This is a genomic window from Bdellovibrio sp. NC01 (genome assembly GCF_006874625.1).
Classification (GTDB): domain Bacteria; phylum Bdellovibrionota; class Bdellovibrionia; order Bdellovibrionales; family Bdellovibrionaceae; genus Bdellovibrio.
This window is the reverse complement of the sequence record NZ_CP030034.1, coordinates 3,400,939-3,415,579: the sequence shown is the minus strand read 5'-3', so window position 1 is coordinate 3,415,579 and position 14,641 is coordinate 3,400,939. Positions and strand designations below refer to the sequence as shown.

Annotated in this window: 14 protein-coding genes; 6 read left to right on the top strand and 8 right to left on the bottom strand. The window is 45.2% G+C overall.

All coding sequences use genetic code 11. The features are described from left to right. Positions 1-9: 9 nt before the first annotated feature. Positions 10-345, top strand: a complete 336-nt coding sequence (locus DOE51_RS16240) for a hypothetical protein (RefSeq protein ID WP_142697579.1) — start codon at positions 10-12, stop codon at positions 343-345. Here DOE51_RS16240 and DOE51_RS16235 read toward each other — a convergent pair. Together DOE51_RS16235 and DOE51_RS16230 are read right to left on the bottom strand one after the other, a co-directional pair. Then, on the bottom strand, positions 342-1,451 hold the full coding sequence (locus tag DOE51_RS16235; protein ID WP_142697578.1) for an RNA polymerase sigma factor RpoD/SigA: 1,110 nt from the start codon (positions 1,449-1,451) through the stop codon (positions 342-344). The two genes, DOE51_RS16240 and DOE51_RS16235, sit on opposite strands and share 4 nt — an antisense overlap. 22 nt (positions 1,452-1,473) lie before the next feature. After that, positions 1,474-1,779, bottom strand: a complete 306-nt coding sequence (locus DOE51_RS16230) for a polyhydroxyalkanoic acid system family protein (RefSeq protein ID WP_142697577.1) — start codon at positions 1,777-1,779, stop codon at positions 1,474-1,476. A 280-nt stretch (positions 1,780-2,059) separates the two neighbouring features. On the opposite strand from DOE51_RS16230, the gene aspS reads away from it, so the two are divergent. After that, positions 2,060-3,877, top strand: coding sequence for an aspartate--tRNA ligase (aspS, locus tag DOE51_RS16225; RefSeq protein WP_142697576.1), 1,818 nt, complete (start codon positions 2,060-2,062; stop codon positions 3,875-3,877). Here aspS and DOE51_RS16220 read toward each other — a convergent pair. Further along, positions 3,861-4,520 carry a DUF4097 domain-containing protein gene (locus DOE51_RS16220; protein WP_142697575.1) on the bottom strand — a complete coding sequence of 220 codons (660 nt, stop codon included), beginning with the start codon at positions 4,518-4,520 and terminating at the stop codon, positions 3,861-3,863. The genes aspS and DOE51_RS16220 overlap by 17 nt on opposite strands. A gap of 74 nt (positions 4,521-4,594) precedes the next feature. On the opposite strand from DOE51_RS16220, the gene DOE51_RS16215 reads away from it, so the two are divergent. Both DOE51_RS16215 and DOE51_RS16210 read left to right on the top strand, forming a co-directional pair. Continuing rightward, positions 4,595-5,362 carry a DUF1266 domain-containing protein gene (locus DOE51_RS16215; RefSeq protein ID WP_246845138.1) on the top strand — a complete coding sequence of 256 codons (768 nt, stop codon included), beginning with the start codon at positions 4,595-4,597 and terminating at the stop codon, positions 5,360-5,362. Between the two features lie 96 nt (positions 5,363-5,458). Beyond that, a complete protein-coding gene (locus DOE51_RS16210) occupies positions 5,459-5,881 on the top strand; it encodes a hypothetical protein (RefSeq protein ID WP_142697573.1) in 423 nt (140 codons plus the stop codon). Here the strand turns inward: DOE51_RS16210 and DOE51_RS16205 are convergent. From DOE51_RS16205 to DOE51_RS16195, 3 genes are all read right to left on the bottom strand, one after another. Continuing rightward, on the bottom strand, positions 5,814-6,926 hold the full coding sequence (locus DOE51_RS16205; protein WP_142697572.1) for a CpaF family protein: 1,113 nt from the start codon (positions 6,924-6,926) through the stop codon (positions 5,814-5,816). The two genes, DOE51_RS16210 and DOE51_RS16205, sit on opposite strands and share 68 nt — an antisense overlap. A gap of 71 nt (positions 6,927-6,997) precedes the next feature. Continuing rightward, the gene (locus tag DOE51_RS16200) at positions 6,998-8,287 is read right to left on the bottom strand and encodes a type II and III secretion system protein (protein ID WP_142697571.1); all 1,290 of its coding nucleotides are present in this window, start codon (positions 8,285-8,287) and stop codon (positions 6,998-7,000) included. Positions 8,288-8,367: 80 nt separating this feature from the next. Next, positions 8,368-9,471: a hybrid sensor histidine kinase/response regulator gene (locus DOE51_RS16195; RefSeq protein WP_142697570.1), complete on the bottom strand. Its 1,104-nt coding sequence runs from the start codon at positions 9,469-9,471 to the stop codon at positions 8,368-8,370. A gap of 220 nt (positions 9,472-9,691) precedes the next feature. Between DOE51_RS16195 and DOE51_RS16190 the strand changes: the two genes are divergently transcribed. Together DOE51_RS16190 and DOE51_RS16185 are read left to right on the top strand one after the other, a co-directional pair. Further along, positions 9,692-11,863, top strand: a complete 2,172-nt coding sequence (locus DOE51_RS16190) for a hypothetical protein (RefSeq protein WP_142697569.1) — start codon at positions 9,692-9,694, stop codon at positions 11,861-11,863. A gap of 54 nt (positions 11,864-11,917) precedes the next feature. After that, positions 11,918-13,180, top strand: a complete 1,263-nt coding sequence (locus DOE51_RS16185; protein ID WP_142697568.1) for an amidohydrolase — start codon at positions 11,918-11,920, stop codon at positions 13,178-13,180. Positions 13,181-13,204: 24 nt separating this feature from the next. Here the strand turns inward: DOE51_RS16185 and DOE51_RS16180 are convergent, their stop codons facing one another. Both DOE51_RS16180 and DOE51_RS16175 read right to left on the bottom strand, forming a co-directional pair. Next, positions 13,205-14,074 (bottom strand): hypothetical protein, encoded by an 870-nt coding sequence (locus tag DOE51_RS16180; protein WP_142697567.1) that lies wholly within the window; start codon positions 14,072-14,074, stop codon positions 13,205-13,207. 8 nt (positions 14,075-14,082) lie between these two features. After that, the gene (locus DOE51_RS16175; protein WP_142697566.1) at positions 14,083-14,568 is read right to left on the bottom strand and encodes a hypothetical protein; all 486 of its coding nucleotides are present in this window, start codon (positions 14,566-14,568) and stop codon (positions 14,083-14,085) included. Between the last annotated feature and the right edge of the window lie 73 nt (positions 14,569-14,641).

Here is a 14,641-nt window from a genome sequence, read left to right as displayed (position 1 = left end):
GAGGTGTGTATGAGAAAGTTCTTTGAAGTTCTACTCAGCATCTTGCTTCTTCTAGCGCCACGCTTATTGCGAGGAGCCGAAAAAGATTACTCCGACTATCACGCTGTTCCGCAAATCCGTACTTATCAAGGTCTGCAAAGTCGCATGCCAAGTTCAACAACAAGTTCAAGTATTCGTGCCTGCTCTTATTACGGAGAAAATTATCGCGTCTATGATATTGCGCGCTTAGAAATGCACAGTTCAACTTGTCAGCAAGGACAATCAATTGATCGTTCATTGCCTGATAGACCTGAAGAAGAAGTCTATAGAGTCGGGGAACCCTTCGATGTTCCTAAAAGAAATTAGGATTCCGATTCCATCTTAGTTTTGATTTTTTTAAGAACGCGAGCTTCCATCTGACGAACGGCTTCGCGAGTAATGCCATACTTTTCGCCGATCTCTTGCAGAGTCAGCGGTTCGTCATTCAAGATACGTTCATCTAAAATGATTTTTTCACGATCAGAAAGTTCTGGGCGAATTTCTGCGAGTTTTTGTTTAAGCAAATTCAATTGCTCGTGTTTCGCAAGTTGCTCATCCAAGGGTTGATCGGATGTATCTCTTTGTAAATCACCAAGGCTTGTCCCTGACTCATCATCGATAGGACGATCCAGGCTGACATCACGACCTGACATACGCATCGCCATGTCGCGGACTTCGTCTTCGGGAATTCCCAAACGATCGCTGATCAAAGCCGTGCTGGGTTCAATGCCCATGGCATCTAAAGCTTCTTTCTCTTTTTGCAATTGATAGAAAAGCTTTCTTTGATTTTGCGTCGTTCCGATACGCACCATTGAATACTGGCGCATCAAATATTCTTGGATGTAACCGCGAATCCACCACACGGCGTACGTGATTAAACGTGCGCCTTTGTAAGGATTAAATTCGCGAACCGCGTGCATGAGGCCGACGTTACCTTCTTGGATAAGGTCGATCATCTTTGCACCGAATTTAGAATACTCTGCCGCAACTTTAACGACGAAGCGTAAGTTTGCTTTTACTAAAGCTTGTGCCGCTTCTGGATCTTTTGATTCAAAGTATTTTTTAGCAAGAGCGGTTTCTTCTTCCTTCGTCAAAACTTTGTATCGACGAATTTCGTTCAGATACATGACTAAAGGATCAGCTGACGTTAGAGCTTTGGAAGAATCCGCGACGACGATTTGTTTGTCGTCTTTACCGTCAATGACATCACCGCCGAAATCTTCTTGTGGAACCGCGTAAGCTTTTTCAGCTTCGCCACCTGAAAAATCAGGATTCGTTTCGTTTGAAGAGTCTTCGACAATTTCCGCAACGACGGGTTTGACTTCAACTTTGGCCTTTTCTTTTTTAGACAAAGTGCTGCCTTTAGAAGAAGTCTTTGCAGGGGCCTTCTTCGCAGGGGCTTTCGTTTCAGTCTTTGCCTTAGTCTTTGCCATTGAAGTTTTTAATCCTGAGTAATTACGCTAAATATTTAGAAAGTTTCTTTTGTAGAGTTTCTGTAATCTTGCCTTTAAATGGCGTCAGCATCAGCGGCAAATCGACAGTCACGCTGACTTTGCTACCCGCGCCAGATGCCGCCACATTCATATCGGCCTTAAATTGCGAACCGTTCATTTTGCAACTCATAGCGCCATCATTGAAGTTACATGCAAGCTTAGGATCGAACTTACGAATATCTTGGTCATTCGCAAGGAACTCTTTAATTTTTGTGTAAGCTTCTTGGGCGCTTTTAGAGCTTTGGTGGTCGATAGTAAATTTAGGCATGAGAAAACGTCCTTTCAGCTGAAGACCAAAAGCAAAATTATAACCTTTGGAACAAGAAAAGAAAGCCTTATGGCGGCAAACGTTCTCAGCCCAAGGGCTAGTTCAACTTTGGAAGCAGCTGCTCCGTAAGAATGAGTCGTCCAAACAATCTGTCAAGGCGGCCCCAGTTCAAACTATAAAGTTTAATTTTCGCTGGCATAAATAGATGCTTTTTGACTGTATGACCGTGAAATGACAATATAAGCAACTAGTTAAATCCCTTCACAAAAAAGGTACTCCAATGAAATTTGTCAGCCAGTTAAAGAGGTCAGAGTACTGCGGAAAATTAAGCAGTGCGCATGTAGGTCAAAAAGTTGTTCTTATGGGTTGGGTGGATGTTCGCCGTGACCATGGAAGCTTAGTATTCATCGACTTGCGCGACCGTGAAGGGATCGTTCAAGTAGTTTTGGATCCAAATAAAAATGAAACTTCAGCAGCAAAAAATCTTCGCGGTGAATTCGTTCTAGCGGTTGAAGGTGTTGTGCGTGCTCGTCCTGACGGTATGAAAAATGCCAAAATTAAAACCGGCGAGGTTGAAGTTGAAGCCACTCGCTGTGAAATTTTGAATGAATCAGCCGTTCCGCCATTCCAAGCAGGCGATAACAACGTTAACGAAATGTTGCGTTTGAAATATCGTTATTTGGATTTGCGTACGCCGCGTTTGCAAAACCACTTGATGACTCGTCACAAAGTGGCGCAAGTCGTTCGTACATTCCTTTCAGACAATGGTTTCTTGGAAGTTGAAACGCCGATTCTTTATAAATCGACTCCAGAAGGTGCGCGTGACTATCTTGTGCCTTCACGTGTGAACCAAGGAACGTTCTATGCGTTGCCTCAGTCACCACAAACTTTGAAACAGTTGTTGATGATCGGTGGTTACGACCGTTACTTCCAAATCGCTCGTTGCTTCCGTGACGAAGATTTGCGTGCAGACCGTCAACCAGAGTTTTCGCAAATCGATATGGAAATGTCTTTCATCGACCAAGAAGACATTATGGCGATGAACGAAAAACTTTTGCGTAAGATCTGGAAAGAAATCAAAGGCATCGACGTAAAAGAAATTCCACGCATGACTTTCCAAGAGGCGATGGATCGTTTCGGTAATGATAAACCAGACACGCGCTTCGGTATGGAAATCAAAGATTTGAAATCTGTTGTGACAGGTTCAGGCTTTAAAGTTTTCGACGACGTTCTTGCCCGTGGCGGAATCGTTCGTGGTATTGCCGTTCCTAAAGGTGGCACGTACTCTCGTGGTCAGTTCGATAAATTGACGGACATGGCGAAACGTTCGGGCGCAAAAGGGTTGGTATGGATCAAAGCGGAAGCTGACGGCACATACTCTTCACCGGTTGCTAAGTTCTTCTCTCCTGAAAAATTGGCAGAGATGTTTAAAGCCGTCGGTGCGAACGCTGGCGACTGTGCTTTGATCGTTGCTGACGATTACGAAGTGGCATGTGCTTCATTGTCGACGTTACGTATGCACTTGGGTAAAGAGTTGAACTTGATCAACACAAGCCAATACAACTTCTTGTGGGTTGTGGACTTCCCATTGCTAGAGTACTCACCAGACGAAAAACGTTGGGTGGCTCGTCATCATCCGTTCACATCTCCGAAAGATGAGTTCTTTGGTGACCTTTTGGGTAACAACGAAGCTGCTTACGGCAAGATCTTGGCGAAAGCTTATGACCTTGTTTGTAACGGTTACGAAATGGGTGGCGGTTCTATCCGTATCTATCGTAACGAAATTCAACAAGCAATGTTCCGCCTGTTAGGCATGAGCGAAGAAGAAACGAAACACAAATTCGGCTTCTTCTTGGAGGCTTTGAAATACGGCACACCTCCGCATGGTGGTATCGCTTGGGGTCTTGACCGTCTTGTGATGCTTCTTTGTGAAACGGATGCGATCCGTGAAGTTATCGCATTCCCTAAAACTGCGAAGGCTTCTGACTTGATGTCTGATTGCCCAAGTGAAGTGAACCGCGATCAGTTGACGGAAGTAGGCGTGCGCTTAACTCCGCTAGCTGAAAAAGCTTTGGAAGAGACTAAAAAGAATTCTTAATTGAGATATTCCCGGAAGTGGTCACGATTTTAATCTTGCCCACTTCCGCGGGATTGATTCCTTCGACAGATTTTCCCATCGTTTCGTTTTCGATTTTTCCCGTCGCTGATTGCAAATCAAACTCGTACATCTTTTCTTTTGGTACTAAAACCTCTACCGGACCTTCGATATTTTCAATCGATACCGGCGCAACAAAAGATTTTGGAATATAGATTTTCGCAAGCAAGTTCGAATCAGATACAGAACTGCTTTCGTGGCCGTTAATGTTGATATGCACCCAGTTGCTTGCTAGCGGTTCGTGCAATTCAATAATCAAATTACTTGGATCGCCACCTTGAACAATGAACGGGCCATGCTCGAAGCGGGGAATTTTACCAGTCAGTTCAATTTTTAAACTTGAACCTTCATAAGGCAGGACTTGAACGTGCGAACGCCCCGATGTGATGTGCAAGGTTTGAATGCCTTGTAAGAAAAATTCCTCTTTTTCTTCGTAGGCCTCACCTTGTGTGAGTTTTGACGTCACGGAATTGAAAGCATTAAAGATTGAATCAGGATGATTGAAGACGTAACCCATCATCAGGATTAAAGAGCCAACCAATACCAAAAAAAGAGCGGCAGCGCCTAATAGGAACTTCTTCAACATAGACCTCGAGATTAACACATTGAAAATCCACTGAAAACGATATTGAATTAACGTAAGGAATCAAAGGGGCTGCTGTGCAACGCGTACTTCCAGAAACAGATTTAGAAAAACAAATGATGTGTATGGGCGCAGTGTTCATCGAAGAAAACCACGTCTTGGATGACCTTTATGACATTATAGGTTCCGACCTGCAGGATGGAAAAGAACTGACTGCGGACGCGAAAGAACAAGTTTTAAAAGAAATGGATGAATACTTTTTCCGTTTGGATTTGAACTGGGGTTCAGAAATTCGCGGCGATTGTATTGAAATCCTTCGCGATTTCTGGGGCGTTGCTGATAAAACAACGGCGCTTAAAACTTTGGAAGACATTCGCCAACAAGGTCATCGCACAAAATTTAATGTCTTAAAAAATACGATTCCGAAGGGTGGCTTGGATAAAGTCTCTTTGGAAAAGTTCAAACAGATTTTTACTTTCGACTTCGGCGATCAGCAAGAAATGGCGTTGCAAGATGACGAATACGCTTTGCTTGCAACATGGATGCAAAAAACAGATCGTTTCGTTGGGGAGTGCGGCGTTCTTGGCTGGGATATCGGTCGTTTGGTTCATTTGACTCGCTTAAGTTATATTGCCGGTTACATTTCTGATGACGAGGCGTGGGCTGAAATCTTAAAGATGGCACCTATCGCCGCAGGGAAATTCAAAGACTGGCGCGAGTTTGCATTAAGCTTCATCATCGGCCGCACATTCTGGGCAGGCGAAGAAGATCCCGAAGTAAAAAAAGTCTGCGAAAGACTGTTGGGTCACCCTGCAAGTCCGTGGCTTTTCTATTCTTTAGTCTAGTTTCCGATAAATTGTCTCAAGTTCAGACGTTCCATTCCGATACGTAGTTTGTGAAGGCTAGGATGGCTTTCGCAAAGACACACACGGAGGTGTGGAATGGATAAAATCAGCGGCATTCTTCCAGCAAGCCCGCGCATGAAACTCGCGGAAATTGCAACTGCCCAACCAGCTCGCCCAGGCGCACCTGCAGAAGGACGCGTTGAAGGCAGGAACTCACTTGGTGATCGCGTTATTCTTAGCAAAGAGCTAGAAAAACTGCGCGCAACAGGGGAGCTACCTGGTGGACCAGAAAATGCGCCGACCTACAAGAACACTGCTCAGAACAGCAAATTGAAAACGATCGATGATTTGAACAAAAAGTTCTTCTCGAATCCGAAAGATTTGGCTCGTGATGACAGCTCGATCACTCGTTCGGAAGAGGTTCTGAATAACGTTGAAGACACAGAACCAATTATTGCTCCACGCTTTCAAGCAGAAAACCGTGGTCTTCCAATGAGCAGAGGCGAAACAGCCCTTTAAGTTTTCTTTGACCTGATTCAGTTCTTTCCGTCACGACAATATAGTCGAGCGAGAGCTGAATCAGTTTTCTAATGGCAGTTAGGCTCCATTGCGGAGCCCCCATTTGTATAAGCATTTCCAATCGGATCAATGCTTGTCCCGCATCTTGCGCATGTAAAGTTCCAAAACTTCCTGAATGACCTGTCGCTAGCGCCATCAAAAAATCTTTGGCTTCAGCACCACGCACTTCACCCATCACGATACGATCCGGTCTTAAACGCAACGAACGCTTCACCAATTGAGTTTGATCAATACTTGGCAAAATACCATGTGGATCATCACGGGTAAGCAATTTCATGCTGGCGCCATTAGGCACGGTGATTTCAGAAGTGTCTTCAATAATCACCACACGTTCATTCTGCGGAAGCAGATTTAAGAACGAATTCAGGACCGAAGTTTTCCCTGATCCTGTCGAGCCAATCACTAAGAAGTTCTTACGATCACGCACAAGTTTATCGAAAGTTTGCAGCCATTTCTGATCGCACCAGTTGTTAGTTGCAAGTTTTTGGAAGGTCCATGGATTTTTAGGATGACGACGAAATGATAAATGAGAATTGCTGCGTGTAACTTCATCGCCAACAATACTTAAGCGGAAATCCAAAAACTGCGCATCCACGCAGGGATGTTCTATGGAAATATGCGCTTTCGCCTGAAGACAAATTCTTTCCAAGCAATTGCGAAAGCTCAAATCCGAAAAAAATGTGTCAGCGTGATGAAAAAGCTGTCCCCCTTTTTCAAACCAAATTTGTTCGGGGCCGTTGACCAAGATTTCTGTGATCTCTTCATCTTGAAAGAGGGGAGTCAAAGGTCCCCAAGTATCGAACTCAGCCCGAATGCGATCTTGAAGTAAGGATTCTTTATTGTTCAATCGATCACTGATTAATTGTTCAATACGTTTCGATCTTAAATTCGATTCTTCGTCAGCCGACAGAAGAAACTCATTAATTGGAAGAGCACGGATCTCGTCTTGAATATTTTCAAATAAGGTCTTTGCTTCTAAATTCATAAAACACCAATTTTTAAAATCTATAACTTAGTTTCGTTATCTTTTCGCTATCGGATTGGGCGCTATGTTTATTAAAGATTACCGATATGTTGATTGTTCGGAGCATTGTCGCCTTCTTGCATGATGGACGGACGAACGAAGATCACAAGCTCAGAACGATTTTCTTTAAACTCTTTACTGCCAAACAATTCACCGATGACGGGAATTCGTGAAAGACCCGGCAAACCTTGGCCGTCATTTGCATCTTCGCTTTTTAATAATCCTGATAATGCAATCGTCTGTGCGCTTGTGATGTCAAAATGACTGGAAACTCGGTTGGTCATAATTCCCGGAACGTCATCGACCTTTAAAGCATAGTCAACGCGTGAAATTTCCGTTTCAATTGAAATACTCATGCGGCCAGCGGCATCAGCTTTGGGTTTTACTTTCATCAAGATACCAAAACGTTTCCACAAGATGTCGTGCACTTCGTAATTCATAACCTTAATTGGGAACTCACCACCTGCTAAGAACTCGGCTTCTTTACCGCTACGGCAAAGAAGATTCGGACTTGCTAAGATTTTCGCTTTGCCGATTTTTTCCATGGCCTGAATCGCAAACTCTGCATCTTTTGCGCTTAATACCCCAGAAGACAAGACGCCTTTAAATTCAGGCGGCCACGAAATACCATGTTTAATCAAATGCTCGCGCGAAACTTCGGCGACAGTGATTTGCACCTTAATTGTCGGAGCAATATCCAAACTTTCCTGATCGCGGATGATGTTGACGCCATAAGGGCGAAGCAGTTGTTGGTATTTTTTAAATATCAAATCATTGCCAGCGACGCGAATCTCTGCCGCAGGTTCAAAGATAATCGTTTGCGGTGGAACCTTTGCTTTGTTGAATAGCTCACTAAAATATGTTTGCGCTTCTTTCTGCAAAGGTTCACTGAGTGAAGCGCGCATTTGATATGAAATCGTGCTGGGCGCAACCATCTCTGACAATTTCAACCAGTCTTGAAGGCGATACAGGCGGCCGCTGACCATAAGATCGCCCTCGCTGATTTCGGGTTGCAGGCCGACGATTCTTTTAAGTGCGTCACGCAGGAACTCGTAAACAGTTCTTTTTTCGGGATGAACGACTTGCACTTTGTAAGTGACGCCGCCGGCTTGAACGGTTGTCAGGCCCTCTTTGCGGGCCTTTAGGATGATGAGGCCACCTTTGCCTTCCGCTTGAATGATTTGTCCATCCTGAATCCATACGCGAGCCGTACGCGGGCCCGGGCGCAATTCATAAGTGTCGCCCAACGATAGCGTCAGATCGCGTGCGAAGGAGAAAGAGACGAAAAGGAAAGCAATGAAGAAAAGGCTGAGTGTTTTCATGACAAAGCCCCGAAGCAATCTTCAGGGCTTTGATACATCTATTAAATATTAGAAGGACAGTCGCCGTCCGGACAGCCGAACTAGGCTAGCGGCAGTTCGAAATAAACCATCACACCTTGATCGGTGTTTTTAAACTGCAAAGTCGAATTATGCGATTTCAAGATCGACTGACAGATCGTTAGACCCAAACCAGTTCCCGTCGAGTGGTGCATAACGTCTTCGTCAATATAGAAGGGCTTCGTGATCTTATCCATCACGTTCGCAGGCAATTGCGGGCCTTTGTTGTGGACGATGAAGCGTAGATTCGAACCACTCTTCATGCTTTCAACGTGAATCGCGCTGCTTTCAGAACCAAACTTCGCAGCATTGTGAATCAGTCGCTGCATCACTTGTTTAATCAGGCGCACATCGGCATTCACATGCAACGGTTCTAATTTCACCGCGATCGTCTGTTGTTTTTGCGCCATCAGGGTTTGTAAATCTTTTGGCATATCATCGAACTGTGTGAAGGCGACGCTTTGACGATCAATCTTCAACTGATTCGTTTCGGCGCGAACAACCAATAACACATCTTCAACTAAGTTCTTCAAACGCTCGGCACTTTTACCGATTCGATTGACCATCAACTTGTCTTCATCATTCAGTTTCGATTCTGCCAACAAAGAAGAAAAGCTTAAGATCGAAGTCAGCGGCGTTTTCAATTCATGATTGATCAGAATCATGAAGTTAGATTTCGCGACATCTAAGCTCTTAAGTTCTTCCAAAGCTTTCGCAAGCTCTGCGTTTTTCTTTGCAAGCTCTTGTCCCAGCGCAAATCTTTCAACTGCATGATCAACCGTATTCGCAAGGTCCACGGGGTCCCACGGTTTTGTGAGATAACGGAAGATCTGTCCTTTATTTACTGCCATGATCACAGATTCAAGATCTGTGTAACCAGTCAGAAGAATACGAGTTGTCTCAGGATGAGATTCCAGAGTTTTTTCTAGAAACTCTACGCCTGTCATTTCTGGCATTCGTTGGTCAGTAATAATAAGAGCAAGGGGTCCTGGATTTTGGTCGAGAACAGCCAACGCCTCTTTTCCAGAGGTAGCCTTTAGTACAGTGTACTTACGACGAAAGAGCCGTTCTAGGGCGTCTACGTTGTCTATTTCATCATCTACACAAAGAATTGTGTGCTTAGTCATACTTGCTAGTGTAGGATTTCGAATAGGGCAGTGCAAAGGAAATGTAACTGTCGCTCTTGTTGTCATGGATGACGACTTAAACTGGTGTAACCAAAATGCTGCTCGACAGTCTAGTTTCCACCGGTTTTCCATAGATTTGCCTGATTTTGAGTCAAGTCCTAGTCCAATCCTGACGATGAGTGAAACTGAAGAAGTGTTTTTTCCAATCAGGAGATCATTTATGAAGTTATGGATTCGCATCGCAACTCCATTCACAATCGTGATGGGAATTGCAGCAAGTGCTCAGGCACAATCCTATGGTTATGGTATGTGGGGCGGAATGCAATCTTGCCCATACCAAGTTTCTGCTGGCGCGGGCGCTTCAAGCGAACAAGACGCGATTAAAGAGATTCAGCAGAGTATCACTGAACTCCAAAAACAAAAAAGATCTAAAGACACAGAGTTGAAGCGTTTGCAAACGCGCGATATGAGAGACTCGAAGAAAGCGATTGAAGGCGTGATTAGCGCTGACTACGCAGACTTCATCTTCAATCACATCGACACAGGCAGAAGCTGTACTGAATATAAAGGTATCGGCCAAGAAGGTGACACTATCGCTCAAGGTGATGAAGGTGGAACTGCAGTTCAAGCTCCTGGAACTGAAGAGACATCTCCATTTGAATCTTCTGAGTGGAATCAAATGTGTGACAAATCTAAAGTGGGCTCTGTATCGGGTTCAGTTTGTTCTGTTAAAAAATTCAGAGCTGAAGACAAAGGCGCTTACACTGTAGAAGATTGCCGTCGTGCTTTGGTTGATTATAGAAAACAAAAACTTCAACAAGATAAATTGAAACGTGAAGTAGCAGCTTTGGATCGTCAAATCGCTGCACAAAAAGATGCATTGAAAGATGCAAGACAAGACGCTATCGATGCTCAACGCCAAGCTCAACAAGATCGCCTTGAAGGTGGTATCTGTGAAACTTGTGCGATGACTGGTAACGGTTACACTTATCAAAAACCAGAAACTGATTGGGCGAGTGTTGCAGGTAACTTGGTATTGGGTGGCTTGGCTACTTATGCTGGTTACAAAACAAACCAAATGGTTGTCGATGCAAACTCTAGCCTAGGTTATCCTTCAAATCCTTATCCAGCATGGGGCTTCGGCTTTCCATTCTTCGCGCAAGGTCTTTCACAAGCAATCGGCGGTGGTAGCGGTATTTACGGTGCTATCGGCGGCGGTGTAGGTGCTGGTGGTTTCGGTTGCGCAGGTAACAACGGTGGTCCTTACGGTATGCAAGGTCCATTCGGTGGTGCAATGGGTAATGGTATGTGGGGCAACCCATATATGATGGCTGGTATGAATCCATCAATGATGGGTGGATTGTTCCTTCCTGGCATGGGTCCTTGGGGCGCAGCAGGTCCGTGGGGCATTGGTGGTCCATACGCAGGTGCGATGGGTTACCCAATGATGGGCGGCATGATGGGTATGCCAATGGGTAACATGATCGGCGGTGTAGCTGGCGGTATCATGGGAATGCCGATGGGCTCTATGGCTGGCGGTTACATGATGGGTATGCCAATGGGCGCGATGGCCGGTGGCTATATGATGGGCATGCCGATGGGTTCGATGGTCGGTGGTGTTGCTGGTGGTATCATGGGTATGCCGATGGGCTCTATGATGGCCGGTGGTATGATGGGTTATCCAATGGGTTCAATGGCAGGCGGAATGATGGGCATGCCAATGGGCTCTATGATGGGTATGCCGATGGGTTCAATGCTTGGCGGTGTTGCCGGTGGTATCATGGGTATGCCGATGGGCTCTATGATGGCTGGTGGTATGATGGGTATGCCAATGGGTTCAATGGCAGGTGGCTTGATGGGCATGCCAATGGGCGCGATGATGGGGATGCCGATGGGTTCAATGCTTGGCGGTGTTGCCGGTGGCATGATGGGTATGCCAATGGGCTCTATGATGGACGGCTCAATGATGGGCATGGGCGGTATGGCTGGCAGCTTGGGCATGATGCAAATGCAGCAACAAATGATGCAAATGCAAATGCAACAGTACCAATCGTACATGCAGCAGCAACAAACTTACATGCAACAACAAATGCAACGTCAACAAGTCGTAGCGAGCTTGCAAACAGAGCTTTACGGTTTGATCTCTAGAATCCAACAAGTTCAGTACGGCTACGGCACGACTGGTTACATCGGTGGTTCTATCGGTATTGGCGGTACAATTGGTACGGGTTACATGAGTTCTTCGTACCCAATTGGTGGTTTGACGTCTCCAGGTTACGGTGGCGTTGGTGGTGGTGTGACAGCTACAACTCCAATCGGTTCCGCAGTTCCTTCGATCCCAACTCCAGTTGGCGGCGCGACAGCGACAACGCCAATCGGAACAGGTCGCTAATTTAAAAATTAAAACTTAAACAATGTGGGCCCCTCTGCTAAAACAGAGGGGCTTATGTTTTTTAAGATCCCACGTCTTTACGACAGCCATACTCACTTCCTTGCAACCGGCGAATTCGCTTCGGGCCTGTATTTGCAGAAGCTGCAATCGGCAGAGGAATTGGCCAATTGGGATCTTTCCAAAAACAGTTTCTATCGCGAAGACTGGCTTGTTGGTTTCGGATGGAATGATAAAGACTGGTCAGTCAAACCCACAAAAGAAATTCTTGATCGTTTGTTTCCTCATCGTCCTGTCTATTTGGCAAAAGGCGATGGTCACTCGGCCTGGGTGAACTCATTGGGTTTACAACGTTTGGGATTGCAGTCTGATTCTGGAATTTTGAAAGAGGCTGAACACCTTTCTTCATGGGATCGCCTTCCTGATTTTTCCAAAGAGCAAAGAAAACAACACATCCTTGCTGCCTGCAATGTCTATAACACTGCGGGTTTCACGCACGTGCGTGACATGACGGGGACTGAGTCGTTGTGGAATTCTTTGGTTGATTTAGAAAATGAAAAACTTCTGACTGTGGCACTTGAAGAAAACTTCACGTGTTATGACTTGAAGGGGTTTGAAGACTCATTGAAATTGGCGTTGTACACGCGTCAGCACGAAACGCCGTTGTTGCGCTCTAAAGGCATTAAATTTTTCTATGACGGATCGTTGGGTTCAGAGACTGCTTACTTGTCTCGTCCTTATCGCGGTATCCCTGATGGTCCACGTGGTCGCACGTTGTGGTCTCTAGAGGATGTTGAAGTTTTGATGAAGCGCACGTGGGAAGCAAAGCTCGAGGTTTCTGTGCACGTGATCGGTGATCAAGCTGTGCACGATATGGTGAGCCTTGCCCGCAAAGTTTCAGCGCAAGGATTTGTGGGACGTTTGAATCTTGAACACGCCCAAGTGATTCGCCCTGAAACGATTCAGATGATGAAGCCGTTGCATGTGCGTTGTCACATGCAACCTTGTCACTGGCTAAGCGACAAAGCGTGGTTGCAAGATAAACTGCGAGATCTTTATCGTTATGCATTTCCTTGGGAAGCGCTGCGAATGGCGCAAATTCCAATGTCATTTGGTTGTGACAGCCCTGTTGAACCGTCATCATTCATGTCGAACTATCAAGCGCTTGAAGAAAGCCCCGCTGCACGAATTAAAAAGTTCAACGGCTCTTTAGAAGAAGTGCATGCGCATCCGGATTCTTCTTTCGCTCCGAATTCACACACGGTGATTGAAGATGGAAAAATCAAAGAAGTCGTTTTCTGCGGAAAAACGCTTCTTTAATTCGATCTCTTAATTTGAATTCATTTAGTTTTTATCGATAACGAGTGTCTTGCCTTGCATCGCGACCACCGCTCCTCCGGCAAGAACGGCACCCAGCGAATAAACCAGCACCTTGTGATCATCAACCCATTGGGCGAACGAAGTCTTTTGTACAGGCGGCGTGTAAGCTTTCTTCGTGCATTCTTTAGAGAAAAATACCAGCGCGCGATTATTTGTATCAAAGTCATCGATGTTCGAAGAAAAGCCATCGCAAGCGCCTTCGATAAATGGATCCGAAAAGAAATGCTGTTGTTGAAACTGTTGATAAGTTCCATAGAACGAAATCTTTTTGTAGGCGCTTGAAAGCAATGTCCAGTGATAACTTGCACGCGAATCAACCGACACAGTTTTTGGCTCGGCAAGATCAATGGTGATCGATTCAATCATCAAAAGATCTGCTTGCGGCCACTGACGTTTCACCTGTTGGATATCTACTTTTTGCAATTGGCACGACGGTTCTGGAAGAGCATCGACTAAAGCGCTGACCTTGCACGTTTGAATATCCCAATCTGCAGAACGTGAATCTTGTGACTTCTTAGAAGAGAAATCTTTAAGGAACATCATGCTGTTTTCAGTTAGGGGAGCTTGACGTTGAAGTGATTCAACTTCTTTTTTTAAATCAGCTTCGGGTTTTTGCAATTGATCACCCAAAGCAAAAACTTGTTCTTCTTGAATAGCGTTACGACGAAGTTGCTGACTTTGAATTTCCGCGTAGGTCACTGCACCTTGCGTATTGCGAATCACTTCTTTGTACGTTGCTGGATCCGCACCCGGGGCCTGCACGACAAGCAGTTCTTGGGCGCTTACTTTGAATGAAAGTAATAACAATGTTGTTAGTAAGATCATGTTTTTCATAACTCATCCTAATTTTGGTATTCAATGTGTACTGAAGACTTGCTGGCACTTTGAGTCACTTCGGTTCCCTTTGAGTCCGGGTTTTGCACAACCGCGATGAAAGGCCCTGGAAGACTTAAAATTTTAGAGCTGTCGTTTTCTTTCGCCAAGACGGCATACTGCTGTGGGTTCAGTGGTGCTCTTAATAATTTAATTCTGGATGCGACCTTGATATTGCGACGTTTGTGATCGCTACCGCCGCTCAGGTACAGATCGACGACTCCGCCCATGTCGCCGACGAGTGAGCTTAACGAATCGGCATTGGCCAAGTCTACGGGAACTAAGACGTAACCTTTTGGAATGAATGTATCGACTGAAGTGGGTGCGGGATCTTCTTTAGCGATGGGTGCAACCGATTCTTTGTTGAAAGAAAAGATCAGTGAAATCAAACCCAAAATGATGAAAGCCGCTAGATAAATTTTAGTATCGAACTTAAGGGCGCGCAGTTTTTCCATGGGAAACCTCTTGAGTGAATTGGTACGAGTGATTTCGTGTTTTGATCTTGGTTAAGTTATTCATCGCTGCGAA

Coding starts and splice junctions, on each gene's coding strand:
- DOE51_RS16175 (WP_142697566.1), bottom strand. CDS start 14,568: ATGGAAAAACTGCGCGCCCTTAAGTTCGATACTAAAATTTATCTAGCG.
- DOE51_RS16200 (WP_142697571.1), bottom strand. CDS start 8,287: ATGAAAACACTCAGCCTTTTCTTCATTGCTTTCCTTTTCGTCTCTTTC.
- DOE51_RS16190 (WP_142697569.1), top strand. CDS start 9,692: ATGAAGTTATGGATTCGCATCGCAACTCCATTCACAATCGTGATGGGA.
- DOE51_RS16185 (WP_142697568.1), top strand. CDS start 11,918: ATGTTTTTTAAGATCCCACGTCTTTACGACAGCCATACTCACTTCCTT.
- DOE51_RS16220 (WP_142697575.1), bottom strand. CDS start 4,520: ATGTTGAAGAAGTTCCTATTAGGCGCTGCCGCTCTTTTTTTGGTATTG.
- aspS (WP_142697576.1), top strand. CDS start 2,060: ATGAAATTTGTCAGCCAGTTAAAGAGGTCAGAGTACTGCGGAAAATTA.
- DOE51_RS16205 (WP_142697572.1), bottom strand. CDS start 6,926: ATGAATTTAGAAGCAAAGACCTTATTTGAAAATATTCAAGACGAGATC.
- DOE51_RS16195 (WP_142697570.1), bottom strand. CDS start 9,471: ATGACTAAGCACACAATTCTTTGTGTAGATGATGAAATAGACAACGTA.
- DOE51_RS16240 (WP_142697579.1), top strand. CDS start 10: ATGAGAAAGTTCTTTGAAGTTCTACTCAGCATCTTGCTTCTTCTAGCG.
- DOE51_RS16235 (WP_142697578.1), bottom strand. CDS start 1,451: ATGGCAAAGACTAAGGCAAAGACTGAAACGAAAGCCCCTGCGAAGAAG.
- DOE51_RS16180 (WP_142697567.1), bottom strand. CDS start 14,074: ATGAAAAACATGATCTTACTAACAACATTGTTATTACTTTCATTCAAA.
- DOE51_RS16210 (WP_142697573.1), top strand. CDS start 5,459: ATGGATAAAATCAGCGGCATTCTTCCAGCAAGCCCGCGCATGAAACTC.
- DOE51_RS16230 (WP_142697577.1), bottom strand. CDS start 1,779: ATGCCTAAATTTACTATCGACCACCAAAGCTCTAAAAGCGCCCAAGAA.